Below are 24,404 nucleotides of genomic sequence, written 5' to 3' on the forward strand. Positions count from 1 at the left end.
CTCAGTGGTGGCGAGGCTTGAGCAGCGCCGGCTTTTCGTCAGGTGCGTGCAGCAGCAGGAACAGCGCCGTCAGCGCTTCAGGGATCTGTACGATCATGTCGTCCTGCAGGTTGGGGTTGCTGGCGATGTCGGCGAACTCTGGCTGCTCGTCGAACAGGCCCGAGCCGACCATGATCGGCAGCAGCATCTCGCTGACTTCTTCTTCGGCGTTCTCGAACCAGGCCTCTTCACGCAGGAACACGCCTTCCATGAAGCCGATGCACCAGCCGCGCAGGTCGGAATCGTCCGGCTCGTCGGTCAGGTCGAGTTCGCACGGCAGCTCGAACTCGTCGTCACTGGCCAGCTGGCGGGCGATGTGCGCCTTGAGCGCCACCAGGGTGGCTTCGATTTCGGTGCGCTGGGCCTCGCTGGCGTAATGCGGTTCTTCGGCGAACAGGGCGTCGATCCACTCGCGCTCCGGCACCTCCTCAGCGTTGATCGACAAGGCGGTGAGGTAGCCGTGGGCGGCGACGTAGTCCAGCGCTTCTTCGTGCAGCTCGTCGGCGTCGAGGAAGGTTTGCAGGCGGGTCAGTTGCTCGGCGAAGGACATTACGGGGCTACCTTGGGAATAAACGATAACGAATTCTAGCACCTTGCGGCGGCGGCGGGGGAAAGGGAACGTCTATCACCGTGTGCCCTGCGCGGTGCAGTGCTGCGGTATACTCCGCGATTTTTCATCCAGGGGCAGGTTTTGCCGGCTGCCTGGCAAAAACCGCTTACGCATTTGGCGTGTGCGGGGCGGGTTTTTCGTCCAGCCTGTGTCCAGGATGGTACGGCGATTTGTGGAGTTGCACATGCTCGAACAGGCTCAGCGCGTTCTCAAGGACGTCTTCGGCTACGACAGTTTCCGCGGGCGCCAGGCAGCGATCATCGACTGCGTGGCCAATGGCGGCGATGCCCTGGTGCTGATGCCCACCGGTGGCGGCAAGTCGTTGTGTTTCCAGGTACCGGGTTTGCTGCGTCCGGGCCTGACGGTGGTGGTCTCGCCGCTGATCGCGCTGATGGACGACCAGGTTGCCACGCTCGATGAACTGGGGGTGCCGGCCGCCGCCCTGAACTCCACGCTGACCCCGGAGCAGCAGCGTGAACTGGCCGGGCGCCTGCGCCGCGGCGAAGTGAAAATGCTGTACCTGGCGCCGGAGCGCCTGGTGCAACCACGCATGCTCGACTTCCTGCGCGACCTGGACATCGCCTTGTTCGCCATCGACGAAGCCCACTGCGTGTCGCAATGGGGGCACGACTTCCGCCCCGAGTACCTGCAACTTGGCCAGCTGGCCGAGCTGTTCCCGCATGTGCCGCGCATCGCCCTCACCGCCACGGCCGACATGCGCACCCGCGAAGAGATCGTGCAGCGCCTGCACCTGCAAGGTGCCGAGCGCTTCCTGTCGAGCTTCGACCGGCCCAACATCTTCTACCGCATCGTGCCCAAGGAGGCGCCGCGCAAGCAGCTGATGGCCTTCCTCGGCGAACGCCGTGGCAACGCCGGCATCGTCTATTGCCTGTCGCGCAAGAAGGTCGACGAAACCGCCGCCTTCCTCTGCGACCAGGGCTTCCCGGCGCTGCCTTATCACGCTGGCCTGCCTGCCGAGACGCGCGCGGCCAACCAGCACCGGTTCCTCAACGAGGAGGGGCTGATCATGGTCGCCACCATTGCCTTCGGCATGGGTATCGACAAGCCCAACGTGCGCTTCGTCGCCCACCTCGACCTGCCCAAGTCGCTGGAGGCGTACTACCAGGAGACCGGCCGTGCCGGGCGTGACGGCCTGCCGTCCGATGCCTGGATGGCCTACGGCCTGCAGGACATGGTGATGCTCAAGCAGATGCTGCAGAACTCCGAAGGCGACGAGCGCCACAAGCGCATCGAGCAGCACAAGCTCGACGCCATGCTGGCGCTGTGCGAAGAAACCCGCTGCCGGCGCCAGGCACTGCTGGCCTATTTCGATGAAACCCTCGAACAGCCGTGCGGGCACTGCGACAACTGTGTCGACCAGGTGCAGACCTGGGACGCCACCGAGCCAGCTCGCCAGGCGCTGTCGGCAGTGTTCCGCACCGGACAGCGCTACGGTGTCGGCCACCTGGTCGACGTGCTGCTGGGCAAGGACACCGAGAAGGTACGCAATTTCGGCCATGAGAAGCTCTCGGTGTTTGGCGTCGGCAAGGGCCTGGCCGAGGTCGAGTGGCGTTCGCTGTTCCGCCAGTTGGTGGCGCGTGGCCTGGTCGATATCGACCTGGAAGGCTATGGCGGCCTGCGCCTGTCCGACAGCTGCCGGCCGCTGCTGCGTGGCGAAGTGACCTTGCAGCTGCGCCGCGACCTCAAGCCGCAGACCAGCGCCAGGACTTCGTCGTCCGGCGGTGGCAGCCCGGCCAGCCAACTGGTGCGTGCCGAGGAGCGCGAACTGTGGGAGGCGCTGCGCACCTTGCGGCGCAAGCTGGCCGAGGAACACAGCGTGCCGCCCTACGTCATCTTCCCCGATTCGACGCTGCTGGAGATGTTGCGCAGCCAGCCGGTCAGCCTCAGCGACATGGCCCAGGTCAGCGGCGTGGGGGCGCGCAAGCTGGAGCGTTATGGCCAGGCCTTCCTCGAAGTGCTGAACAACAGCGGCGGCACCGACGAGGCGCCGAAAGTGGTGCTCGACCTGCGCCACGAACTGGTCAGCCTGGCCCGCGCCGGCATGACCCCGGCGCAGATCGCCGGGCAGCTCGATTGCAGCGAAAAGAACGTCTACAGCCTGCTGGCCGAGGCACTTGGCCGCCAGGAGCTGAGCCTGGAACAGGCCCTGGACCTGCCGGAAGACCTGATGATGGAGGTGCAGGATGCCTTCCTCGACGGCGAGGGCGAGCTGCCACCGGTGTCGGCCGTTGCGCCGTTGTTCGGTGGCCGCGTGCCCGAAGGCGTGCTGTATTGCGTACGGGCGGCACTGGCGGCGGAGTTCGAGCTGTGACCGGCGCTAGGCTCGACGGCAGTGCCCTCTACTGACCTTTGTCATGTTTTTGCACGATAATCGGCCAGTCACCAGGGCCCGAGCCTTGCCTCGTGGAGCGGGCCATGGTTAGCTGCCTAATAATTAGATCTGTTCAATGAGTTGCTTATGCCCTTGACCGACAATCAACACCGCTTCGGCATGCAGCTGGCCCAGATGTCCCGGGGTTGGCGTGCCGAGCTGGACCGCCGCCTGGCCGGGCTCAACCTGTCCCAGGCGCGTTGGCTGGTGTTGCTGCACCTGGCCCGTTTCGAAGAGGCCCCGACCCAGCGCGAGCTGGCCCAGAGCGTGGGTGTCGAAGGCCCGACCCTGGCGCGCCTGCTCGACAGCCTGGAGGCGCAGGGGCTGGTGCGCCGGCAGGCGGTGCTGGAGGACCGGCGAGCGAAGAAGATCGTGCTGTGCCCGCCGGCCAAGCCGCTGATCGACCAGATCGAGACCATTGCCAACCAGCTGCGGGTGGAGTTGTTCACCGGGGTGGATGAGGCGGACCTGCAGGTGTGCATGCGGGTGCATGCCAGGATCCTGGCCAACCTGGAGAAATCCTGAGGGGCCCTGGGGCCGCTTTGCGGCCCATCGCGACACAAGGCCGCTCCTACAGGGATCGCGAACTCCTGTAGGAGCGGCCTTGTGTCGCGATGGGCTGCAAGGCAGCCCCGACGGTTCAGAAGGTATGCCCCAGGTTCAGGTACACCGCCTGCTCATGCGCGCTGTTGGCGCCGTAGGTGAAATTCAACGGCCCCAACGGCGTCTCCAGCCCCAGGAAGATGCTTGCCGCGTTGATGTAGCCGCTGTCGAACGCGTTGTCGTTGTTCCACGCCCGCCCACGTTCCAGTGACCCGCCGAGGTACAACGGGAAGTCCAGCGGCAGGTAGGCCCGTGGCGTCAGGCGGCGATAATAGACCATGCGCAGCAGGCTCATGTTCTGCCCGGACACCGAGTCCTGGCGGAAGCCGGACAGCTCTCTCGCCCCACCCAGCACGAAGCTCGACGTGACCACTTCGGTAGCGTCCAGCGTGCGCCCGTAGCGCCCACCCAGCACGAAGGTGTTCGGCCCGCTGCTGATGGCCTTGTCCAGGTTGATCAGCCACTGCCGGTAATCCTGGTCGGAATCCAGCGACTTGTCGTACTTGCGCAAGGTCAGGCCGATATCCTCGCCGCGATGCGGGAAGTACACGTTGTCGAGGGTGTCGAACGAGTACTTCAGCTCGTAGAAGCCTTCGTTGAAACTGACCTTGGGCAAGTCCTGGTCGCCAATGCGCACCTGCGCCTCGCCCCAGGCCTTGCCCACGCCCAGGCGCACTTCGCCGTTGGTGCCGATCTGCCGGCCCACGTTGAGGCCAAAGCCGTAACGTTCCAGGCGGTACTCGGCGACCGGGTCGTTGTCCAGGGTCGCTTCGATGTTCTGCGAATTGAAGTCCAGGTACGGCGCGATGAAATAGCGCGAGCCCACGTCCAGCGGCTGGTAGAACTCGCTATAGAGTTCCTGCTGGTCACCGATCTGGCCACGCGTCAGCCATTCGGCACCGAGGCTGTTGATGCCGTTGACCCGGTAGCTGGCGCCGAGGTTGAAGGCGCTGTCGCCGCGCAGGTCGTCCGACAGGTTGAGGCCCAGGCGCAGGTAGTCGGTGCCTCCGCGTCGGCCCCGGGCGTTGATCACCAGGGTGTTGTCGTCGCCCTTGTGGACCACGCGATATTGCACCCGGTCGAAGTAGTCCAGGCCATACAGCGTGCCCATGTCGGTCTGCAGCCGGTCCAGTTCCAGCGGCGCATCGATTGGCTGGCGGATGTACGAACGGATGACCTCGTCGCTGACCTTGGAGTCGTTCTCGATCCTGATCGCGCTGATGATTGGTGTGCGCTGGCGCGGCGAGCGGGCCACCGCCAGGCTGCTGTCGCCCTCGGGCTGGCGCAGGGCGGCCAGGCGAGGGGCGAGCAGGCGGGTAGCGCGGTAGCCGGCGTCGATCATCTCCCGGGCGCGACCGAAATCGGTAACCCCGAAGGCGCTCAGTGGTGGCTGGACGAGGATGTCGTCGCGGTGCAGGCTGGCCAGCTGTTCGTCCGAGTTGCGTCGGGTCATCAGGGTGATCGACTGGTTGAGCACGTCGACCACCGTGGCCAGTTGCTTGCGGTCACGCAGCGGGGTGCCGATGTCGACCACGATGGCCAGGTCCACGCCCATTTCGCGGGCCACGTCCACGGGGATGTTGTCGACCATGCCGCCGTCCACCAGCAGCCGGCCGTCCAGTTCGACCGGGGCGAACACCGCCGGGATCGACATGCTGGCGCGGATCACCTGGGGCAGGTGGCCACGGCTGAACACCACTTTTTCGCCACTGGCAATGTCGGTGGCCACTGCCCGGAAAGGAATCGGCAGCTTGTCGAAGTCGCGGGTGTCGGCGGTGTGTGCCAGCTTGCTTTCCAGCAGCAAGGACAGGTTCTGGCCCTGGATCACGCCCAATGGCAGTCCCAGGCTGCCATCGTCGCGAAAGCTGAGTTTCTGCTTCACCAGGAAGTCGCGGTCATCCTGTTTGCGCCGGAACGGCACGTCCTTGCGCGGCGGGGCATCGGACAGCGCCTGTTGCCAGTCGAGGGTGGTGGCGAGCTTTTCCAGCTCTTCGACACTGTAGCCCGAGGCGTACAGGCCGCCGATCACTGCGCCCATGCTGGTGCCGGCGATGGCGTCGATGCGCACGCCCTGTTCCTCCAGGGCCTTGAGCACACCGATGTGGGCCAGGCCGCGGGCTGCGCCACCCGACAGCACCAGGCCAACCTTGGGCCTGGCCGGTTCGGCAGCGCCAACCGTGAAGGCGGTGAGGGCGAGCAGCAAACAGAACAGCAAACGGCGCATTGTGAGTCTCAAACCGTGGGCTAAAGACCGCTAGTATAAGCGGCCACTCACCTGGAGACGTTGCACCATGGCCGACAGCAAACCCGAAATCGTGATCACCTATTGCACCCAGTGCCAATGGCTGCTGCGTGCGGCCTGGCTGGCCCAGGAACTGCTCAGCACCTTCGCCGATGACCTCGGGCGGGTGGCGCTGGAGCCGGGCACCGGGGGGATCTTCCGCATCACCTGCAACGGCGTGCAGATCTGGGAGCGCAAGGCGGACGGTGGCTTCCCGGAGGCCAAGGTATTGAAGCAGCGGGTGCGTGACCAGATCGACCCGCAGCGTGACCTGGGGCACAACGATCGCTGATCAGTTGCCCTCGGCCGCAGGCCGTTGCCGGGGTGCCTGCTCGGCGGCCAGGCGGCTGGACAGCACGATGGCGAAGATGATCAGCGCGCCGCCCAGCAGCATGCGCAGGGTCGGGGTTTCGGCGAACACCACCCAGGCCACCGCAATGCCGTAGACCGGCTCCATGCCGAACACCACGGCGGCAGTGCGCGCCTTGATCACCGCCAGGCTGGCGACGAACAGGCTGTGGGCGACAGCGGTGCAGAAGATGCCGAGCAGGGCGATCCACAGCCAGTCCCGGCTGGCTACGTTGGCCAACTGCGGGCCCGCGAACGGCAGCAGGCACAGGCCCACCACCAGGTTCTGCCACAGCGCCGCCTGCACCGCCGGCAGGCGCCCGGAGCCGGCGCGGTTGGTGAGCGACAGCAAGGCGAACAGCAGCCCTGACAGCAGTGCCCAGAGCAGGCCGCCGGTGGCCTGGCTGGCCAGGTCGAACGCTGGAGTGACCAACACCAGCCCGATGCTCACCAGCAGCACCAGCATGGCTTCGTTGCGGCGGATACGCTCGCGGAACAGCAGGCCCTCGAGGATCACGGTAAAGGCCGGGAAGCTGGCAAAGCCGAGGGTGGCAATGGCCACGCCAGCGACTTTCACGGCGACGAAAAAACTCACCCAGTGGCCAGCCAGCAGCACGCCGCCAAGCAGCAGGCGGCGGCCATCCTCGCCGCTCAGGCGTTGCCAGCCCGGGCCGGTCAGGCTGGCGAACAGGGCCAGGGCGAGCACGGCGAAGGCGGCGCGGCCGAACACGATGATCGCCGGGCTGGCGCTGGCGGCCAGCTTGCCGAAGACGCCGGTGAGGCCGAAGAACAGCGCGCCAATGTGCAGGGCGCCGAGGGCGGTGCGGTGGTTCATGGAGGGTCCTTGCTCAAGATCTCTGCTGACAGTGCCGGCCTCTTCGCGGGTAAACCCGCTCCCACAGGTATCGCACCGCTTTCGGAGCCTGTGCAGTACCTGTGGGAGCGGGTTTACCCGCGAAGAGGCCGGCACAGCCATAGTGTAAAGGCTCAGGCGAACGCGTTCTGTCGCCAGGCTAGTGCGCGTTGTCGCCAGACGCTCGCCGCAATGCCAGCGGTGTGCAACCAAACGCGCGCAACATCGCCGCTGAAAATGCACTCTGCGAGCCGTACCCCACCTGCGCCGCAATCTCCCCCATCGGCAACAAGGTCTGCAGCACCAGCCGCCGCGCCTTGAGCAGGCGCCGCTGGCGCACGTAATCCATCGGCGTCATGCCGCATTCGGCAATAAAGCGTGCATGCAGGCGGGTGCAGGACAACCCAGCGATGCGTGCCAGGTCGGCGACCTGCAGCGGGTAGGCGGCATGCTGCTCGATATGCGCATCGAACGCCGCATACGGCAGCCGCTGGCAGGCGCTACTGCTGGCAGCCGCCGTGGAGGTGAGGCTGGCCAGCAGCAGCGCCGCGCCTTGCCGGGCAATCAGCGGGTCGTGCACCGGGCTGGCCGCCAGCCAGTCCACCAGCTGTTGCTGGCGCTCATTCAGGCCCAGGGCGGCGGGGCGGTCCAGCAGCCGGCGGCTGGCATCGGCATGCTCGCCCAGTTGTTCGCACAACCAGTGCTCCCCGGGCACATCCAGCACCAGGCAGTCGCTGCCGCCGGTGCTGGCGCAGGTGTGATGGGCACCCGCCGGTACCACCACCAGCCCCTGCCGATCGATCCCGGCGCCACGCCCCTGGACTTCGAACTCCAGGCGGCCGCGCAGGCCGAACACCAGTTGCGGGTGTTCGTGGCTGTGGGCGATCAGGCTGTGGCGGTAATGGCGCAGCGAGAGGATCGGGCCGCTCATGGGAGTGTCCTGGCAGGGCAGACACGCATTGTGCCTGAATCCCGGCAGCCCATCACTCGTCACGGTATTGCCACGGCACTGTCATCCGCGCCTGCCAGTCTCCAGCAAACTGCGCCGGAGCCTGCCCATGACCCATGCCGAACTGTCCCGTCCCTCGCGCAAGCAGCGTGTGCGAACCTTGTGGATCTCCGATGTGCACCTGGGTACGCGTGATTGCCAGGCCGAACACCTGGCGCAATTTCTCAAGGGCTACCAGGCCGACCGCATCTACCTGGTGGGCGATATCATCGATGGCTGGAAACTGCGCGGCGGGATCTACTGGCCGCAGGCCCACACCAACGTGCTGCGCCGCCTGCTGACCATGAGCAAGCGCGGTACCGAGGTGGTCTACGTCACCGGCAACCATGACGAATTCCTGCGCCGTTATTCCAGGCTGATCCTCGGCAACATCCAGCTGGTGGACGAGGCCGAGCACCTGACCGCCGATGGCCGCCGGCTGCTGGTGATCCATGGCGACCAGTTCGATGTGATTACCCGTTACCACCGCTGGCTGGCGTTTCTCGGCGACCGTGCCTATGAATTCACCCTGGTGCTCAACCGCTGGCTCAACCATTGGCGGGCCCGTTACGGTTATGGTTACTGGTCGCTGTCGGCTTACCTGAAGCACAAGGTCAAGGGGGCGGTTAACTTCATCAGCGACTTCGAGGATGCCATTGCCCACGAGTGCACCCGTCGTGGTTTTCATGGGGTGGTGTGTGGGCATATCCACCATGCCGAGATTCGCCAGGTGGGGGAGGTGGAGTACCTCAATTGCGGGGATTGGGTGGAGTCGTGCACGGCGCTGATCGAGCATTGGGATGGCTCGATCGAGCTGTTCCGGTTGGCCGAGGCGCAGGCGCGTGAAGCGCAGGCAGCGGCGGCGGTGCGCGAACCGGCGTAGGGTTTGAGGGCCCAGGGGCTGCTTTGCAGCCCATCGCGACACAAGGCCGCTCCTACAATGACCGCGCAAGCCTGGAATTTACGTGGGCCTTGTAGGAGCGGCCTTGTGTCGCGATGGGCCGCAAAGCGGCCCCCAAACGTCTACAGGCTGATCTTGCCCAGCAGGATATCCCTGAACATCACGAAATCCCCGATCAGGCTGTACAGCGGATGGGTAAAGGTCGCAGGCCGGTTCTTTTCGAAAAAGAAATGCCCGACCCAGGCAAAGCCGTAGCCGCACACGGGCACGGCCAGCAGCAACGCCCATTTGCCACTGCCGATGGTATAGGCCAGCAGGGCGATCACCAGGCTGGTACCGACGAAGTGCAGGCGGCGGCAGGTCGGGTTACTGTGCTCCTCCAGGTAGTACGGATAGAACTCGGCAAAACTGCGAAACTGCGCTGTGCGGTTCATGGCACTGCTCCGGCAGATACTTTTGGACAGGATGCACGGCGTGGAGCCTGATTCGAGTCTAGAGTGACTGGCGGTGCCTTCCAGTGACAATAGGCGCCAATTGAATATCCTTGGGGTTCACCGCAGGAGCGGTCTGCATAAGAAGCCTGTCATGAGCGAAAGAACCACGTCAGCCTGCTGGGCAACTGGGATCGTGAAGGCACTCGAGCTGGAAGGGCTGGACTGCCGGGCCATGTTCAAGCAACTGGGGCTGGACTTCGCCGCCCTCGATGACCCCGATGCGCGCTTCCCGCAGGACGCCATGACCCGCCTGTGGCAACTGGCGGTGGAACTGTCGGGCAACGAGGCCATCGGCCTGAACATGGCGCGGGTGGTGCGCCCGGCGTCGTTCCATGTGGCGGGTTATGCGTTGATGTCCAGCCGCACCCTGGCCGAGGGTTTCGAGCGCCTGGTGCGTTACCAGCGCATCATTGCCGAAAGTTGCGACCTGAGCTTCGTCGCCGACCCCGAAGGCTATTCGCTGATCCTCACCGTGCACGGCGACCATCTGCCACCCACCCGGCACAGTGCCGAAGCGTCGCTGGCCTGCGGCCTGGCTTTGTGCTCATGGCTCAGCGGCCGACCGGTGCAGCCGCGCCGGGTGCTGCTGCAGGGGCCGCAACCCAAGCATGTCGAGCCTTACAAGCTGGCGTTCCATGCCCCGCTGGTGTTCGGCGCGGCGCACGATGCGCTGCTGTTCGAGCGGGCCGACATGGAGGCACCGCTGCCCACCGCCAACGAAGCCATGGCGGTGCTGCACGACCGTTTTGCCGGGGAATACCTGGCGCGTTTTTCCGAAACCCGGGTCACCCACCGCGTGCGCCAGGTACTGTGCCGCATTCTGCCCCAGGGCGAGCCCAAGCGCGAAACCCTGGCCCAGGCGCTGCATCTGTCGCAGCGCACCTTGCAGCGGCGCCTGCAGGAAGAGGGCACCAGCTTCCAGGCATTGCTTGACGAAACCCGTCGCGAACTGGCCGAACAGTACCTGGCCCAGCCCGGCATGACCTTGCTGGAAACCGCCTACCTGCTGGGCTTTGCCGACCCCAGCAACTTCTACCGGGCGTTCCGCCGCTGGTTTGGCGCCACGCCCAGCGAGTACCGTGCCCGCCGGGGCGCGCCGGCCGAGACGCTCAGTGACGCCAGAACGCTGGCATACACAGCACTAGCACGGTGATGATCTCCAGGCGGCCGAGCAGCATGCCGCTGGCGAGAATCCATTTGGCAGCGTCCGGCAGGCTGGCGTAGTTGCCTGACGGGCCGATCACTTCACCCAGGCCCGGGCCGACCCCCGAGACCGTGCCTGCAGCGCCGGTCAGGGCGGTCATCCAGTCCACCCCCAGCAGCGACAGCAGCAGCGCCATCACGCAGATGGTAATGGCGAAGAAGAACGAGAAGGTCAGGATCGAGCGTACGATTTCTTCGTCCAGGCGGTGGCCGTTGTACTTCTGCTTGATGACGGCGCGCGGGTGGATCAGCTGGTTGAGGCTGGCCTTGAGCAGGATGTAGGCGACCTGGAAGCGGAAGATCTTGATGCCACCGGCAGTCGAGCCGGAGCAGCCACCGACGAAGCCCAGGTAGAAGAACAGCATCAACGAGAAGTTGCCCCACAGGCTGTAGTCACCCAGGGCGAAGCCGGTAGTGGTGACCACCGAAGTGACATTCAGGGCCACGTGGCGCAGGGCGTCGAGCCAATGCAGCTGGGTGGTGGCCCAGTACCAGGTGCCGAGCACCAGCCAGGTGGTCACCAGCATGCCGAGCAGGCCCTGTACCTGCTGGTCGCGAAGCAGCGCCTTGCGGTTGCCGCGCAGGGTCGCCACGTACAGCGTGAACGGCAGGCTGCCCATGATCATCACCACCACGGCGACCCAGTGCACGGCGGGGATGTCCCATTTCGCCAGCGACTGGTCGGAGGTGGAAAACCCGCCGGTGGAGATCGCCGACATGGCGTGGTTGATCGCATCGAACGGGCTCATGCCGGCCCACCAGAAGGCCAGCGCGGCGAGGATCGAGAAGCCGACATAGACCCCGACGATGGACTTGGCAACCATGTGCGAGCGGGGCATGACCTTTTCCGAGCGGTCGGACGATTCGGTCTGGAACAGGCGCATGCCACCGATGCGCAGCAGTGGCAGGATCGCCACCGCCATGGCGATGAAGCCGATGCCGCCGAGCCAGTGCAGCATCGAGCGCCACATCAGGATCCCCGGCGACATGCTGTCGAGCCCGCTGAGCACGGTGGCGCCGGTGGCGGTGATGCCCGACATGCTTTCGAAGAAGGCGTCGGTGTAGCTGATGTGCTGGGTCAGCAGGAAGGGCAGGGCGGCGAACACGCACACCACCAGCCAGCTGCTGACGGTCAGCAGGTACATGTCGCGCGGGCGCAGGTGGACGTGTTCGGGGCGGCCCTGGACCACCAGGGCCAGGCCGGCGATGAAGGTGATCAGGCTGGACCAGAGGAACGACGGCATGTCAGCGGTGCGTTCGAAGATCACCAGGGTCGTCATTGGCACGGCCATGCTGACAGCGAGGGTAATCAGGAAGATGCCGATGATGAAACCAATGATCCTTAAGGTCGGCAACGCCATGTGATCTGCTCTGACTCGAAACGGAAGGGCGCCATTCTACCTATGGGTCTGGTGATGTAAACGCTAGAATGGCGCCACATTCACCTGCCAGGAGGGTAGCCGATGGAGGCTCTCGACGCATTGCTCAACCGTGTTTCCGTGCCACGCCTGACCGACCCGGCGCCCAATGCCGCCCAGCGCGAGGCGCTGTTCCAGGCCGCCCTGCGTGCCCCGGATCACGGCCAGCTGCGGCCTTGGCGGTTCCTGACCATCGAAGGCCAGGGCCGCGAGAAACTGGGCGAGCTGTTCGCCGAAGCGCTGCAGAGCAAGGGGGACGCCAGCCAGGCTGCACTGGACAAGGCGCGTGCCATGCCGTTGCGGGCGCCGTTGCTGATCGTGGTGATTGCCCGCGTGCAGGATCACTTCAAGGTGCCTGGTTCCGAGCAGCGCCTGGCGGCGGGCTGTGCGGCGCATGGCATCCTGATTGCGGCGCATGCGCAAGGGATCGGCGCGGTATGGCGGACCGGTGACATGGCCTACGATGCCCATGTGCACCAGGGCCTGGGGCTGGCCGCGAACGAGGAGCTGATTGGCTACCTGTATGTCGGTACGCCGCTGACCGAGCCGCGTACGGCGCCCATTCTGGAAACCGCTGATTTCGTCAGTGCCTGGGGCGAGTAACGCAGCCTTGGGCTGATTGCAGTATCAAGGCAACTGGCCCTTTCGCGGGCTCGCCCGCTCCCACAGGTACAACACTGCCTTCAAGGCCTGTGTAGTACCTGTGGGAGCGGGCGAGCCCGCGAAGAGGCCTGCAGCATTTACATCAATCAACTACCCGTCACTTCAGCTACAGGCAACTCCAGCCTGGCCACAAAGCCTCCCTGTGGATGATTGTCGAGCGCCAGGCTGCCGCCATGACGCTCCGCCGCCTTGCGTGCAATCGCCAACCCCAGCCCATGCCCCGGCGCTTGCTGCCCCGGTGCGCGGAAGAACGGCTCGCCCAACTGTTGCAGATGCTCGGCTGCCGCCCCGGGCCCATGGTCGCGCACGCTCACCACGATACGGTCCTGCTCGCGCACGGCACTGAGCTCGATCGGCTGGCCCACCGGGTTGAAGCGCAGGGCGTTGCGCAGCAGGTTGTCCACCGCGCGTTCGATCAGGGTTGGCCAGCCCAGCAGGGTCAACCCCGGCTGCGCCTCCAGGCGCACGTCCTGCTCCGGGGCGCTGAGCAGGGCGTCCTTGCGCACGCTGCCGAGCAGGGCATTGAGGTCGACCGGCTCGGCATGCGCCTGTTCGGCATCGACGCGCGCCAGGGCGAGGATTTCGCTGATCAGGTCCTCCAGCCGGTCGCATTCGCGGGTCAGCCGTGGCCACAGTGCCTGCCGCTGCGCAGGCTCGGCGCGCTCGGCCAAGGCCAGGGCGATGCGCAGCCTGGCCAGCGGTGAGCGCAATTCATGGGACACGTCGCGCAGCAACTGGCGCTGGCTGCCGATGGTGCTTTGCAGACGCGCGCCCATCTTGTTGAAATCCTTGGCCAGCACGCCGAACTCGTCGCGTCGCGCTGCCAGCTGCGCCAGGCTGTTCTGCTGGTAGCTGGTCTGGCCGAGGTCGTGCACGGCACTGCGCAAGCGGCTGAGCGGGCGGGTGATGGACAGGGTCACCAGCAGGCTGAACAGGGTCAGCACCACCAGCGCAATGCCCAGCGCACTGAGCGGCCACAACAGGCTCTCGCGGTGCCAGGCATCCAGCGCCGGGTGCGGGATACGGTAGATCAGCAGGTAGGTCTGGCCGCTATCGGGGCTGGTGTATTCCTCGGTCAGCCGTCGCCACGGCAGGCGCCGCTGGTCATTGTGCTGGCGCGCCTCCAGCGCCGCCGCGCGGCGCGGGAAGGTACCGGGCACCACGGCTTCGCCACTCTCGTCGAGCACTTGCACGTCGATCTTGAAGCGCTCTTTGCGCCGTTCCAGAAAGTGTTGCGCCGAGGCCAGGCCTTCCTGCTCGTAGTGCCTGGCCCACTTGCTGGCCAGGGTATTCAGGCCGGGGTGGCGGCTGAGTATCCAGGCGTCCTGGTTGAGCATGTGGCCCAGCAGGATCGACAGGCCCGCGACCAGGGCGATGGCCAGCCAGAAACTGGCCAGGATGCGCCAGAACAGTGAACGCAAGTGCACCTCCTAAACGGGAAAAGCCCGGCCCGCGCTAGGTTCTGTGTGAAAAGTCTTGAGACGAAGGTCAGGCAAGGCGAAAACAGCCGAGGAAGCGGAGTTTACGGGTTGTAAATGAGCATTCCGAGGCTGTTTTCAACGCAGCATCACCGAGTATCAAGGCTTTTCACACAGAGCCTAGGGCGGGCCGGGCATCGGCTGGACAGCTTACTGGGCCTTGTTGCCTTTTTCAGCTTTCCAGGCCTGGAACTCCTGCCACTCGGCTTGCTGTGCGCTGCGTTCCTTCTGCAGCTCGTCGAATTTCTTCTGCTGTTCCGGCTTGAGCAGGGCGCGGATCGCGCTGTCGGTCTTGTCGCGGTTGGCCTGCAGCTCATCGTGCATGGCCTTCTGCTCGGCGCTTGGCAGCTTGGACAGATAGCGCTCGGTGATGTCGTGGCGCTGCTTCATCTGTTCGCGCATCAGCTTGCCGACCTGCTGGCGCTGGTCGCGGCTCAGGTCCAGCTGGTGGAACGGCGCATCACCGCGGTGATGCGGGCCGTCGTGGTGCGGGCCGTCTTCAGGCATGGCCATGGCCACGGTCGGCAGGGCAGCGGCGAACATCAGGGCGATAAGGGTCTTGCGCATGGTGTCTCTCCTTTCATAGGCCGGTGGTTACCGGATGAGCACAGTCTAGGGAGATCACCGTCAAGCGCCGTCAGCGCAGGGTAAAGGCTCGGTAAAGATGCTCAGAGGCAGTAGTAGTAGCCGCGACTGCGCAGGGCAACGATGCGTGGCCGGCCATCGGCGTGCGGGCCGATCTTCTTGCGCAGGTTGCTGACGTGCATGTCCAGGCTGCGGTCATACAGGGTCAGCTTGCGGCCCAGGCCGATCTGCGCCAGTTCCTGCTTGTCCAGCGGCTCGCCGGGTTGGCGCAGCAGCGCTTCGAGAATGCGGCTCTCGGACAGGGTCAGGGTCATTTCGCGGCCATCGATGCTGGCCACGCCACGGGCAGGGCTGTAGACCAGGTCACCCAGTTCCACCTGGCTGCTGGCGGCGGCGGGATGGCTGCGGCGCAGCACGGCGCGCAGGCGGGCGGTGAGTTCACGTGGGTCACAGGGCTTGGCCAGGTAGTCGTCGGCGCCCAGTTCCAGGCCAAGGATACGGTCCAGCGGCTCGCCACGGGCCGAGAGCATCAACACCGGCAGTTCGGCATGCTCGCTGCGCAACTGCTTGAGCAGTTCCAGGCCACTGCCGTCGGGCAGCATCACGTCCAGCACCACGGCCGCCGGGGCATGCGTGGCCAAGGCCTGGCGGGCGCTCTTGCCATCGTGGCAGGCGCGCACGGTAAACCCTTCCTGGGTTAGCCAGCTGCCGAGCAGCTCGCACAGCTCCTGGTCATCATCAATCAGTAACAGCTCGCTCATGACTCACTCAATTCAACCATTGACGGCGGCTAAATCGGCCCGCCAGTGGCAAAGATACCGCAGACTGATGGCAATCGTATAACTGCCAGTACCGCGTGGCCTTCTTCGCGGGCTTGCCCGCTCCCACAGGGACACCACAGGGCCTGAGGTTGGTGGGTTACCTGTGGCAGCGGGCAAGCCCGCGAAGAAGCCGACGCGGTCTCAGATCAGGGCAGTACTTGCTTGAACGGCTTGACCACGACCCTGTCGTACACGCCGGCCGCAATGTACGGATCGGCATCGGCCCAGCTCTGTGCCGCAGCCAGCGATTCGAACTCGGCAACGATCAGGCTGCCGCTGAAGCCTGCCGCACCCGGGTCGTTGCTGTCGATGGCCGGATGCGGGCCGGCCAGCACCACGCGGCCAGCGTCCTTCAGTTGCTGCAGGCGTTCGATGTGTGCCGGGCGTGCGGCCAGGCGCTTTTCCAGGGAGTTTGCGACGTCGCTGGCGATGATGGCGTAGAGCATGTCAATCCTTGGGTTTGGAGGTAGAAGGGTCGTCGTGCAGGTGGCGCGACAGGTACACGCCCTGCGCCACCAGGAATAGCACGGTCATGCCCAGGCTGCCGAACACCTTGAAGTCGACCCAGAAGTCCTGGAAGGTGAAGGCGACGAACAGGTTGGCCGCGCCGCAGAACAGGAAGAAACCGATCCAGGCCAGGTTCAGGCGGGTCCAGATGGTGTCGGGCAGGCTCAGGGCATGGCCCATGATGCGCTTGATCAGCACCCGGTCACCGATGAAGTGGCTGCCGGCGAAGCCCAGGGCGAACAGCCAGTTGACCACCGGGGCTTTCCATTTGAGGAAGGTTTCGCTGTGGAAGGTCAGGGTCAGGCCGCCGAACACCAGGCACGCCACCAAGGTCAGCCACTGGCCCTTCTCCAGCTTGCGCTGGCGCAGGAACAGGGCGCCATAGACCACCAGCGAGCTAATGATGAGCATGGCCGTGGCGCTGTAGATTCCGCCGAATTCGATGCTGTGGCCGGCGACTTCCAGGGGGCGCGGGTCGAGTTTGTAGACGATGAAGAACAGCAACAGCGGAATGAAATCGATGAATTGTTTCACAATGGCAGCCAGAATCGGGATGTGACGGCATAATAACAAACATCGATTCCAGCGAAAGCGCTCCTCCATGAATGTTGATCTGCACTGTCACAGCACGGCCTCCGACGGCGCCCTGTCGCCCTCGGCACTGGTCGCCCGGGCCCATGAGCACGGGGTGCGAACGCTGGCCCTGACCGACCATGACACCATCGAAGGCCTGCCCGAAGCGCGCCAGGCCTGCCACGACAAGGGCATGCACTGGGTCAGTGGGGTGGAGCTGTCGTGCACCTGGGGCGGCGCAACCATCCATGTGCTCGGTTACGATTTCCCGCTCGACGCGCCGCCCTTGCTGGCGGCCATCGAAGCGTTGCACCGGGGCCGCTGGCTGCGCGCGGAAGAAATCGACAAACGGCTGGCGGCCAAGGGCATGCCCGGTGCCCTCGACGGCGCCCGTGCCGTGCAGCACGAACTGGGCGACAGCGGCAACGCCCCGGCGCGGCCACATTTTGCCGAATACCTGGTGCGTGCCGGGCACGTCAAGGACCGCGGCGAGGCGTTTCGCAAGTGGCTGGGCGCCGGCAAGCTGGGCGATGTCAAACAGCACTGGCCAAGCCTCGATGAAACCGTCGCCACCCTGCGCCAGTCCAACGCTTGGGTGAGCCTGGCGCACCCCATGCACTACGAACTGACCCGCAGCAAGCGCAGAAGGCTGATTGCCGACTATATTCAGGCAGGCGGGCAGGCAATCGAAGTGGTCAACGGGATGATGCCGGCCGAGCAGGTGGGCACCCTGTCCATCCTCACCCGTGAGTTCGGCCTGCTGGCAAGCGCTGGCAGTGACTTCCACGGCCCCGGCACCTGGGGCGAGATCGGTGCCTACCGGCCTTTGCCCGAGGACCTGCCACCTTTGTGGCGCCGATTCAGCCATGAACAGCCTTTGGCGGTATGAACAGGACGACTACGTGAGCCAATTTTTCCAGATTCATCCGGAGAATCCGCAGCCGCGGCTGATCCGCCAGGCGGTGGAAATCATCCGCAAGGGCGGCGTGGTGGTGTATCCGACCGACTCGGCCTACGCCCTGGGTTGCCAGATTGGCGACAAGGCCGCGATCGAGCGGGTGCGGCGCTTGCGCGGCCTGGACAAGACCCACAATTTCACCCTGATGTGCTGTGACATGTCGCAGCTGGGGCTGTATGCCAAGGTCGACACTGGCACCTTCCGCCTGCTCAAGGCACATGTGCCGGGGCCTTACACCTTCATCCTCAATGGCACCCGCGAAGTGCCACGCCTGCTGTTGCACGAAAAGCGCCGTACCATCGGCCTGCGCGTGCCTGACCATGCCATCACCCTGGCCTTGCTCGCCGAGCTGGGCGAGCCGCTGATGAGCGTGAGCCTGATCTTGCCTGGGGACGACGAGCCGATGACCGACCCCTACGAGATCCGCGAGCGCCTGGAGCACCATGTCGACCTGGTGATCGACGGTGGTTTCGGCGACCTCAAGGCATCGACCATCATCGACCTGTCCGGCGACGAGCCGGAGCTGATCCGTGAAGGCTGCGGCGACCCCACGCCGTTCCTGGTCAACGCGTGAGCCAGGTAGAAACACCCGAGGCACTGTCCGAGCAGGCCGAGGCGCCGCGCCAGCTGCAGCTGGCGCTGGTCTATGGCGAAGCCCTGACCGAATTGCCGCTGGACCTGTACATCCCGCCGGACGCGCTGGAAGTCATCCTCGAAGCCTTCGAAGGCCCGCTGGACCTGCTGCTGTACCTGATCCGCAAGCAGAACATCGACATTCTCGACATCCCGGTGGCGGAAATCACCCGCCAGTACATGGGCTATGTCGAACTGATGAAGAGCGTGCGCCTGGAACTGGCTGCCGAATACCTGGTGATGGCGGCCATGCTCGCCGAGATCAAGTCGCGCATGCTGCTGCCACGTTCGGCCGATGTCGAGGAAGAGGAAGGCGACCCGCGCGCCGAACTGATCCGCCGCCTGCAGGAGTACGAGCGTTTCAAGGCGGCCGCCGAAGGCATCGACGCAATGCCTCGGGTTGGCCGCGAGGTCGTGGTACCACGCCTGGAGGCGCCGCAGGCCAAGGTGCGCAAGCTGTTGCCCCAGGTCAGCCTGGAAGAGCTGCTGGTATCCATGGCCGAGGTGATGCGCCGCAACGACCTGTTCGAAAGCCACCAGATCACCCGCGAGACCCTGTCCACCCGCGAGCGCATGAGCCAGGTGCTGGAGCGCCTGAAAGGCGGCGGCTTCGTGCCGTTCGTCGAGCTGTTTGCCGCCGAGGAGGGCAAGCTGGGCGTGGTGGTGACCTTCATGGCAATCCTTGAGCTGGTCAAGGAATCGCTGATCGAACTGGTGCAGAATGAACCCTTCGCCGCCATCCACGTGCGGCTTCGCCCGGCGCTTGTAGAAGAACCTGATGAACCTGAATGAACCCCGTGACCTGGCGTCGCTGATCGAGGCCTTCCTGCTGGCTTCGGGCAAGCCGCAATCGCTGGAGCGCCTGTACGAGCTGTTCGAAGAGGCCGAGCGGCCGGAACCCAAGGTCTTCAAGCAGGCCCTGGAACTGCTGGGCAGGTCGTGCGCTGGCCGTGCCTTCGAGCTCAAGGAGGTGGCCAGCGGCTACCGCCTGCAGATTCGCGAAGACTTTGCCCCCTGGGTCGGGCGTCTGTGGGAAGAGCGCCCGCAGCGCTATTCGCGGGCGCTGCTGGAAACCTTGGCCTTGATCGCCTATCGCCAGCCGATCACCCGTGGCGAGATCGAGGATGTGCGTGGCGTGGCGGTGAACAGCAATATCATCAAGACCTTGATGGAGCGCGAGTGGATCCGCGTGGTCGGCTACCGCGAAGTGCCCGGGCGGCCGGCGATGTTCGCCACCACCAAGGGCTTTCTCGACCATTTCAACCTGAAGAGCCTGGACGAGCTGCCGGCCTTGGCCGAGCTGCGGGAAATGCAGCCCGAGCCGCTGCTCGACGCGGATGACGCACCGGTGCCGGCGCACCTGCAGGCGCTGGCCGATGCCAGCCTTGGCGAGGAGGAAGCGGTTGCCGAACCGAAGGAGGAGACCAGCTTCCGTAGCCTGCTGGTGGAGCTGGATGCCATGGAAGAAGGGCTGAAGACCGATTTTGATGATTTGCGCGAGGAAGAGGCTGAGGCCTCGGTGGAAGAAGAGGGCAAGTCACTACCCTGATTTCTTTGTTGCCTGTACCGGCCCTTTCGCGGCGGTTCGGCGCCCCGACTCGCCCGCTCCCACAGGTACTGCGCAGCCCTCAGGAGCTGTGATATCCCCTGTGGGAGCGGGCGAGTCGGGGCGCCGAACCGCCGCGAAAGGGCCGGTACAGGCAACGCATCACCATTGGGCAGAAACCCCTGGCAAAGCCCACAAAACCCTCTACCCTCCAGTGCGTTCCGCCGCCGAACCGCGTATGATGCGCGGCCTTTTGGCGCGTTCGTCGCCAGGAACCCATATTTCATTCCTACACCGGGAGGTGCCCAGATGAGTGAGCAAGACCTGCAAGATAGCCAACCCACCCCTCCGTCCGGCGAAAAGCTGCAGAAAGTGCTGGCGCGTATCGGCGTTGGCTCGCGGCGTGACGTCGAGGCCTGGATCAGCCAGGGCCGTATCAAGGTCAATGGCGTCGAGGCCACCCTTGGCCAGCGCGTCGACCTGCACGATGCCATCGCCGTGGATGGCAAGCTGATCAAGCGCGAAGAGGCCGCCGAGGCCACCCGCCGGGTGATCATGTACAACAAGCCCGATGGCGAGATCTGCACCCGTGACGACCCGGAAGGCCGCCCGACCGTATTCGATCGCCTGCCACGGCCGAAAGAAGGCCGCTGGATCAACATCGGCCGCCTCGACATCAACACCACCGGGCTGCTGCTGTTCACCACCGATGGTGAGCTGGCCAACCGCCTGATGCACCCATCCTACGAGATGGACCGTGAGTACGCGGTGCGTGTGCGCGGCGAAGTCGATGACGAGATGATCGAGCGCCTGAAGGCCGGCGTGATGCTGGAAGACGGCCCGGCCAAGTTCACCGACATCCAGAAGGCGCCGGGTGGCGAAGGCTTCAACCACTGGTACCACTGCGTGGTGATGGAAGGCCGTAACCGCGAGGTGCGTCGCTTGTGGGAGTCCCAGGGCATGGTGGTCAGCCGCCTGAAGCGCGTGCGTTTCGGCCCGGTGTTCCTCAATTCCGACCTGCCGATGGGCCGTTGGCGTGAAATGACCCAGGGCGAAATCGACATCCTCGCCGCTGAAGTGGGTCTGCAGCCGGTAGCGCTGCCTGCCATGAAGCTCAAGGCCAAGGACAAGCTGGAGCGCCTGCAGCGCAAGTCGACCCGCCCGTTGGGCCGTGGCGAGCGCGTGCGCAGCCTGCGCCCGGCCCACGAAGGCGGCGCTGGCGAAGAACGCCCGGTGCGCCAGCCGCGTGAAGAAGCGCCGCGCAAGAGCAGCCGTGGCAGCACGGTTGCCGAGCGCCCGAGCGAGATGCGCAAGCGTCCGGGCAAGCCTGACGCTGACAAGCCGGCAGGCCGTGGTCGCGGCAAGCCGCGTGGCTGATCGACCCTAGCGGTGACGAGAACCAGCCTTCGGGCTGGTTTTTTTATGCCTGTGGGATTCAGGCCTGCTGCGCAGCCCATCGCCACACAAGGCCGCTGCTGATGCCCTATCGACGCGGTACCTGTGGGAGCGGCCTTGCGTCGCGATGGGCCGCAAAGCGGCCCCAAGACATTGAACAAAAAGAATTTTTCGGACGACTGGCAAGTTCTCGAACCGCCTTGTAAAAAAATCTATACAGATACCGCCGAATTCAGCCCTGATTTCAGATTTTCCACGGCCTTGTAAACATTGCTTGCCGTCGCCACTGTGCCCAAGCCTGCCCCCAGGCTCCGACCACCCTTGCCCAAACCCCCGCCCCCACGGTGTTATAGCCGCCATTGCCGTGTGCAAAAGCCTGTCCACAGAGCCAGGCTGACAAAACAACAAATGGAGGCGCCATGTACGCCGATCACTCCGCCTTTGAAGGCCTACACCACAGGATCGCTGCGTTTTTTCCCAAGGAAACGATGCAGTGCGTTGACGCCTGCGCGTTTGCAGGGGTATACAGTGCGCCGCGTTTTACCTGTGACTCCTTTGCGTACCGCGCACTCCTGATCACCCCTGGTTGACCCGCCCCGGCGGCTGCAGCGTTCAGGAAACCCAAGGTAACCACCTTGCCCATTCCGCTGCGCCACGAGCGCGGTGGGTCCGATTCCGTCACAGATAAAAACAATGCAGGTGACTTCGTTCATGAGTGGACAAAACATGCATTCAGGCGAGCTCAAGCGGGGCCTGAAGAACCGCCACATCCAGCTGATTGCCCTGGGTGGTGCGATCGGTACCGGGCTGTTCCTCGGCTCGGCGGGGGTGATGAAATCCGCCGGCCCGTCGATGATCCTGGGCTACGCCATCTGCGGCTTCATCGCCTTCATGATCATGCGCCAGCTTGGTGAGATGATCGTCGAAGAGCCGGTGGCCGGCTCGTTCAGCCATTTCGCCCATACCTACTGGGGCGGTTTCGCCGGCTTCCTGTCGGGCTGGAACTGCTGGGTGCTGTACATCCTGGTGGGCATGTCGGAGCTGTCGGCAGTCGGCAAATATGTCCACTACTGGTGGCCGGAGATCCCGACCTGGGTCACGGCGGCGGCGTTCTTCGTGCTGATCAACGCCATCAACCTGATGAACGTGAAGTTCTTCGGTGAAGCGGAATTCTGGTTCGCCATCATCAAGGTGGTGGCCATCGTCAGCATGATCGGCCTGGGTGCCTACCTGCTGACCAGTGGCAGCGGCGGCCCCGAGGCGACCGTGGCCAACCTGTGGTCGCATGGTGGCTTCTTCCCGAACGGTGTCAGCGGGCTGGTGATGGCCCTGGCGTTCATCATGTTCTCCTTCGGTGGCCTGGAAATGCTTGGCTTTACCGCTGCCGAGGCCGACAAGCCGAAGACCGTGATCCCCAAGGCGATCAACCAGGTCATCTACCGCATCCTGATCTTCTATGTGGGCGCCCTGGTGGTCCTGCTGTCGCTGACCCCGTGGGACAACCTGGTGGCCAGCATAGCTGCCTCGGGTGGCAGCTATGGCAGCAGCCCGTTCGTTCAGGTGTTCTCGCTGCTGGGCAGTGACGTGGCGGCGCACCTGCTGAACTTCGTGGTCCTGACTGCGGCATTGTCGGTATACAACAGCGGCACCTACTGCAACGCCCGCATGCTGCTGGGCATGGCCGAACAGGGCGACGCCCCGGCATCGCTGGCCAAGGTCGACAAGCGTGGCGTACCTGTGCGTTCGATCCTGGCATCGGCCGTGGTGACCTTCGTTGCCGTGCTGCTCAACTACCTGATGCCGCAGAATGCCCTGGAGCTGCTGATGTCGCTGGTGGTGGCCACCCTGGTGATCAACTGGGCGATGATCAGCTACTCGCACCTGAAGTTCCGCCAGCACCTCGACCGCACCGGCCAGCAGCCGCTGTTCAAGGCCTTGTGGTACCCCTATGGCAACTACCTGTGCCTGGCGTTCGTGGTGCTGATCCTGGGCATCATGCTGATGATCCCGGGTATCCGCGTGTCGGTGTATGCGATCCCGATCTGGCTGTTTGCGATGTTCGTGATCTACATGGTCAAGCCGCGTCGCAGGATGAATACCGCTGTAGCGGCTACCGGCATGGCCAAATAAGACGCCATGCAGTAATCGGAAACCCGAAGTCAGGTACCTGGCTTCGGGTTTTTTCTTGCCTGTCGCGGCCCTGTCGCCGGCAAGCCAGCAGCAGAGGTCAGATCTGTTCCAGCAACCAGCTTCTGAATGCCCGCAACGATGGCAACGCTTCGTTCCTCGGCGGGTAGATCAGGTAATAACTGCGCTGGCTGGCAAACGCCTCGCCGGGGCTGTACAGCTCGCCCTTGGCCAGTTCTTCTTCCACCAGGATGCGCGGCACCAGGCCGATGCCGATACCGGCCCGTACCGCCTGGATCAGGTGCGAGGTCAGCTCGAAGCTCGGCCCCAGGCGCATCGCCCGGTGCGCCAGGCCATGGTGCGAGAACCACTCGCCCCAGGCATGCGGGTTGTTGGCCACGTTCAGCAGTACCTCTTCACTGATCCGGGCCGGGCTCCAGCCCTGGCCATCCGCGCCAGCTTCCGGCGGCAGGATCACCACCAGCTGCTCGGCATGCAGGCGATGGCAGACCAACCCCGGCAGGTCGTGGCTGGCCACGCCGATGGCGGCGTCGATCTCGCTGGTGTCGAAATTGATGGCTTCGATGCGTGAATGAATGTGCACCAGCATGCCCGGGTGGGCGCTGTAGAACGCGTGCAGCCGTGGTAGCAGCCACTTCGAGCCGAAGGTGGGCAGGGTGGCCAGGCGCAAGGTGCCGACCCCCGACTGATAGGCCAATGCCTGCAGGGTGGCACTGCGGATGCGCCCCAGGGCTTCGCTGAGTTCGCGCTGGTACAGGCGCCCGACATCGGTGAGTTGCACCTGGCGCCCCTCGCGGCGGAACAGGGTCAGCCCCAGCTGTTGTTCCAGTGCCTGTACCTGGCGGCTGACTGCGCTCTGGGTCAGCGACAGTTCGGCGGCGGCGCGGGTATAGCTTTCATGTCGGGCGGCGGCCTCGAAAGCCAGCAGCAGCGACATCGACGGGGTGAGGTGGCGGTAATTCATTCA

The 24,404-nt window shown here is 64.8% G+C and carries 24 protein-coding genes; 12 read left to right on the forward strand and 12 right to left on the reverse strand.

Annotated elements, in window-relative coordinates; genetic code table 11:
- Nucleotide 1: 1 nt before the first annotated feature.
- On the reverse strand, nt 2–589 hold the full coding sequence (locus tag JKP78_RS21000) for a YecA/YgfB family protein (RefSeq protein ID WP_186688557.1): 588 nt from the start codon (nt 587–589) through the stop codon (nt 2–4).
- 244 nt (nt 590–833) lie between these two features.
- Here JKP78_RS21000 and recQ point away from each other — a divergent pair, with 244 nt between their 5' ends.
- Nucleotides 834–2,981 (forward strand): DNA helicase RecQ, encoded by a 2,148-nt coding sequence (gene recQ, locus JKP78_RS21005; RefSeq protein WP_186688560.1) that lies wholly within the window; start codon nt 834–836, stop codon nt 2,979–2,981.
- Nucleotides 2,982–3,128: 147 nt separating this feature from the next.
- Nucleotides 3,129–3,566 carry a MarR family transcriptional regulator gene (locus tag JKP78_RS21010; protein WP_170031279.1) on the forward strand — a complete coding sequence of 146 codons (438 nt, stop codon included), beginning with the start codon at nt 3,129–3,131 and terminating at the stop codon, nt 3,564–3,566.
- A gap of 115 nt (nt 3,567–3,681) precedes the next feature.
- On the opposite strand, the gene JKP78_RS21015 is transcribed toward JKP78_RS21010, so the two are convergent.
- Complete coding sequence (locus JKP78_RS21015; protein WP_186688563.1) at nt 3,682–5,868, reverse strand: patatin-like phospholipase family protein; 2,187 nt, start codon at nt 5,866–5,868, stop codon at nt 3,682–3,684.
- 67 nt (nt 5,869–5,935) lie between these two features.
- On the opposite strand from JKP78_RS21015, the gene JKP78_RS21020 reads away from it, so the two are divergent.
- A complete protein-coding gene (locus JKP78_RS21020) occupies nt 5,936–6,217 on the forward strand; it encodes a SelT/SelW/SelH family protein (protein ID WP_003259082.1) in 282 nt (93 codons plus the stop codon).
- Here JKP78_RS21020 and JKP78_RS21025 read toward each other — a convergent pair whose 3' ends face one another.
- A complete protein-coding gene (locus tag JKP78_RS21025; protein WP_200627510.1) occupies nt 6,218–7,108 on the reverse strand; it encodes a DMT family transporter in 891 nt (296 codons plus the stop codon).
- A 178-nt stretch (nt 7,109–7,286) separates the two neighbouring features.
- Nucleotides 7,287–8,057: a helix-turn-helix transcriptional regulator gene (locus JKP78_RS21030; RefSeq protein WP_186688568.1), complete on the reverse strand. Its 771-nt coding sequence runs from the start codon at nt 8,055–8,057 to the stop codon at nt 7,287–7,289.
- Nucleotides 8,058–8,184: 127 nt separating this feature from the next.
- Between JKP78_RS21030 and JKP78_RS21035 the strand changes: the two genes are divergently transcribed.
- On the forward strand, nt 8,185–8,997 hold the full coding sequence (locus tag JKP78_RS21035) for a UDP-2,3-diacylglucosamine diphosphatase (protein ID WP_200627512.1): 813 nt from the start codon (nt 8,185–8,187) through the stop codon (nt 8,995–8,997).
- A gap of 140 nt (nt 8,998–9,137) precedes the next feature.
- Here the strand turns inward: JKP78_RS21035 and JKP78_RS21040 are convergent, their stop codons facing one another.
- The gene (locus JKP78_RS21040) at nt 9,138–9,449 is read right to left on the reverse strand and encodes a DUF962 domain-containing protein (protein ID WP_186688572.1); all 312 of its coding nucleotides are present in this window, start codon (nt 9,447–9,449) and stop codon (nt 9,138–9,140) included.
- Nucleotides 9,450–9,600: 151 nt separating this feature from the next.
- On the opposite strand from JKP78_RS21040, the gene JKP78_RS21045 reads away from it, so the two are divergent.
- Nucleotides 9,601–10,662, forward strand: a complete 1,062-nt coding sequence (locus JKP78_RS21045; RefSeq protein ID WP_200627514.1) for an AraC family transcriptional regulator — start codon at nt 9,601–9,603, stop codon at nt 10,660–10,662.
- Here the strand turns inward: JKP78_RS21045 and JKP78_RS21050 are convergent.
- Nucleotides 10,619–12,073, reverse strand: coding sequence for a TrkH family potassium uptake protein (locus JKP78_RS21050; RefSeq protein ID WP_170031266.1), 1,455 nt, complete (start codon nt 12,071–12,073; stop codon nt 10,619–10,621). The two genes, JKP78_RS21045 and JKP78_RS21050, sit on opposite strands and share 44 nt — an antisense overlap.
- A 102-nt stretch (nt 12,074–12,175) precedes the next feature.
- Here JKP78_RS21050 and JKP78_RS21055 point away from each other — a divergent pair, with 102 nt between their 5' ends.
- Nucleotides 12,176–12,733 (forward strand): nitroreductase family protein, encoded by a 558-nt coding sequence (locus JKP78_RS21055; protein ID WP_200627516.1) that lies wholly within the window; start codon nt 12,176–12,178, stop codon nt 12,731–12,733.
- A gap of 146 nt (nt 12,734–12,879) precedes the next feature.
- On the opposite strand, the gene JKP78_RS21060 is transcribed toward JKP78_RS21055, so the two are convergent.
- The 5 genes from JKP78_RS21060 to JKP78_RS21080 form a co-directional block, all read right to left on the reverse strand.
- Nucleotides 12,880–14,220, reverse strand: coding sequence for an ATP-binding protein (locus JKP78_RS21060; protein ID WP_200627518.1), 1,341 nt, complete (start codon nt 14,218–14,220; stop codon nt 12,880–12,882).
- 201 nt (nt 14,221–14,421) lie between these two features.
- On the reverse strand, nt 14,422–14,838 hold the full coding sequence (locus tag JKP78_RS21065; protein ID WP_200627520.1) for a Spy/CpxP family protein refolding chaperone: 417 nt from the start codon (nt 14,836–14,838) through the stop codon (nt 14,422–14,424).
- A gap of 101 nt (nt 14,839–14,939) precedes the next feature.
- Nucleotides 14,940–15,617 (reverse strand): response regulator transcription factor, encoded by a 678-nt coding sequence (locus JKP78_RS21070; protein ID WP_186676333.1) that lies wholly within the window; start codon nt 15,615–15,617, stop codon nt 14,940–14,942.
- A gap of 206 nt (nt 15,618–15,823) precedes the next feature.
- Nucleotides 15,824–16,123 (reverse strand): YciI family protein, encoded by a 300-nt coding sequence (locus tag JKP78_RS21075; protein WP_200627522.1) that lies wholly within the window; start codon nt 16,121–16,123, stop codon nt 15,824–15,826.
- A 1-nt stretch (nt 16,124) separates the two neighbouring features.
- A complete protein-coding gene (locus tag JKP78_RS21080; RefSeq protein WP_200627524.1) occupies nt 16,125–16,718 on the reverse strand; it encodes a septation protein A in 594 nt (197 codons plus the stop codon).
- Between the two features lie 67 nt (nt 16,719–16,785).
- Here JKP78_RS21080 and JKP78_RS21085 point away from each other — a divergent pair, with 67 nt between their 5' ends.
- The 6 genes from JKP78_RS21085 (at nt 16,786) to JKP78_RS21110 (ending at nt 23,419) form a co-directional block, all read left to right on the forward strand.
- Nucleotides 16,786–17,646: a PHP domain-containing protein gene (locus JKP78_RS21085; RefSeq protein WP_200627526.1), complete on the forward strand. Its 861-nt coding sequence runs from the start codon at nt 16,786–16,788 to the stop codon at nt 17,644–17,646.
- 13 nt (nt 17,647–17,659) lie between these two features.
- The gene (locus JKP78_RS21090; RefSeq protein WP_200627528.1) at nt 17,660–18,289 is read left to right on the forward strand and encodes an L-threonylcarbamoyladenylate synthase; all 630 of its coding nucleotides are present in this window, start codon (nt 17,660–17,662) and stop codon (nt 18,287–18,289) included.
- Nucleotides 18,290–18,414: 125 nt separating this feature from the next.
- Entirely contained in the window at nt 18,415–19,140 is a 726-nt protein-coding gene (locus JKP78_RS21095) for a segregation and condensation protein A (protein WP_170034247.1), read from the forward strand.
- Complete coding sequence (gene scpB / locus JKP78_RS21100; protein ID WP_200627530.1) at nt 19,127–19,897, forward strand: SMC-Scp complex subunit ScpB; 771 nt, start codon at nt 19,127–19,129, stop codon at nt 19,895–19,897. The genes JKP78_RS21095 and scpB overlap by 14 nt, the downstream gene beginning before the upstream one ends.
- A 306-nt stretch (nt 19,898–20,203) precedes the next feature.
- Nucleotides 20,204–21,271 (forward strand): 23S rRNA pseudouridine(2605) synthase RluB, encoded by a 1,068-nt coding sequence (gene rluB, locus JKP78_RS21105; protein ID WP_200627532.1) that lies wholly within the window; start codon nt 20,204–20,206, stop codon nt 21,269–21,271.
- A gap of 729 nt (nt 21,272–22,000) precedes the next feature.
- Nucleotides 22,001–23,419, forward strand: coding sequence for an amino acid permease (locus tag JKP78_RS21110; protein ID WP_186688616.1), 1,419 nt, complete (start codon nt 22,001–22,003; stop codon nt 23,417–23,419).
- A 97-nt stretch (nt 23,420–23,516) separates the two neighbouring features.
- On the opposite strand, the gene JKP78_RS21115 is transcribed toward JKP78_RS21110, so the two are convergent.
- Complete coding sequence (locus JKP78_RS21115; protein WP_170031242.1) at nt 23,517–24,401, reverse strand: LysR substrate-binding domain-containing protein; 885 nt, start codon at nt 24,399–24,401, stop codon at nt 23,517–23,519.
- Nucleotides 24,402–24,404 lie beyond the last annotated feature (3 nt).

The sequence above is a fragment of the Pseudomonas sp. LAM2023 genome (genome assembly GCF_016620375.1).
Classification (GTDB): Bacteria; Pseudomonadota; Gammaproteobacteria; order Pseudomonadales; family Pseudomonadaceae; genus Aquipseudomonas; species Aquipseudomonas anuradhapurensis.

Bases quoted from the DNA above. Each gene is read 5' to 3' on its own strand.
- JKP78_RS21035 (WP_200627512.1), top strand. From the start codon at position 8,185: ATGACCCATGCCGAACTGTCCCGTCCCTCGCGCAAGCAGCGTGTGCGA.
- JKP78_RS21050 (WP_170031266.1), bottom strand. From the start codon at position 12,073: ATGGCGTTGCCGACCTTAAGGATCATTGGTTTCATCATCGGCATCTTC.
- JKP78_RS21110 (WP_186688616.1), top strand. From the start codon at position 22,001: ATGAGTGGACAAAACATGCATTCAGGCGAGCTCAAGCGGGGCCTGAAG.
- JKP78_RS21020 (WP_003259082.1), top strand. From the start codon at position 5,936: ATGGCCGACAGCAAACCCGAAATCGTGATCACCTATTGCACCCAGTGC.
- recQ (WP_186688560.1), top strand. From the start codon at position 834: ATGCTCGAACAGGCTCAGCGCGTTCTCAAGGACGTCTTCGGCTACGAC.
- rluB (WP_200627532.1), top strand. From the start codon at position 20,204: ATGAGTGAGCAAGACCTGCAAGATAGCCAACCCACCCCTCCGTCCGGC.
- JKP78_RS21015 (WP_186688563.1), bottom strand. From the start codon at position 5,868: ATGCGCCGTTTGCTGTTCTGTTTGCTGCTCGCCCTCACCGCCTTCACG.
- JKP78_RS21055 (WP_200627516.1), top strand. From the start codon at position 12,176: ATGGAGGCTCTCGACGCATTGCTCAACCGTGTTTCCGTGCCACGCCTG.
- JKP78_RS21010 (WP_170031279.1), top strand. From the start codon at position 3,129: ATGCCCTTGACCGACAATCAACACCGCTTCGGCATGCAGCTGGCCCAG.
- JKP78_RS21070 (WP_186676333.1), bottom strand. From the start codon at position 15,617: ATGAGCGAGCTGTTACTGATTGATGATGACCAGGAGCTGTGCGAGCTG.
- JKP78_RS21040 (WP_186688572.1), bottom strand. From the start codon at position 9,449: ATGAACCGCACAGCGCAGTTTCGCAGTTTTGCCGAGTTCTATCCGTAC.
- JKP78_RS21045 (WP_200627514.1), top strand. From the start codon at position 9,601: ATGAGCGAAAGAACCACGTCAGCCTGCTGGGCAACTGGGATCGTGAAG.
- JKP78_RS21000 (WP_186688557.1), bottom strand. From the start codon at position 589: ATGTCCTTCGCCGAGCAACTGACCCGCCTGCAAACCTTCCTCGACGCC.
- JKP78_RS21030 (WP_186688568.1), bottom strand. From the start codon at position 8,057: ATGAGCGGCCCGATCCTCTCGCTGCGCCATTACCGCCACAGCCTGATC.
- JKP78_RS21075 (WP_200627522.1), bottom strand. From the start codon at position 16,123: ATGCTCTACGCCATCATCGCCAGCGACGTCGCAAACTCCCTGGAAAAG.
- JKP78_RS21065 (WP_200627520.1), bottom strand. From the start codon at position 14,838: ATGCGCAAGACCCTTATCGCCCTGATGTTCGCCGCTGCCCTGCCGACC.
- scpB (WP_200627530.1), top strand. From the start codon at position 19,127: ATGAACCTGAATGAACCCCGTGACCTGGCGTCGCTGATCGAGGCCTTC.
- JKP78_RS21085 (WP_200627526.1), top strand. From the start codon at position 16,786: ATGAATGTTGATCTGCACTGTCACAGCACGGCCTCCGACGGCGCCCTG.
- JKP78_RS21025 (WP_200627510.1), bottom strand. From the start codon at position 7,108: ATGAACCACCGCACCGCCCTCGGCGCCCTGCACATTGGCGCGCTGTTC.
- JKP78_RS21115 (WP_170031242.1), bottom strand. From the start codon at position 24,401: ATGAATTACCGCCACCTCACCCCGTCGATGTCGCTGCTGCTGGCTTTC.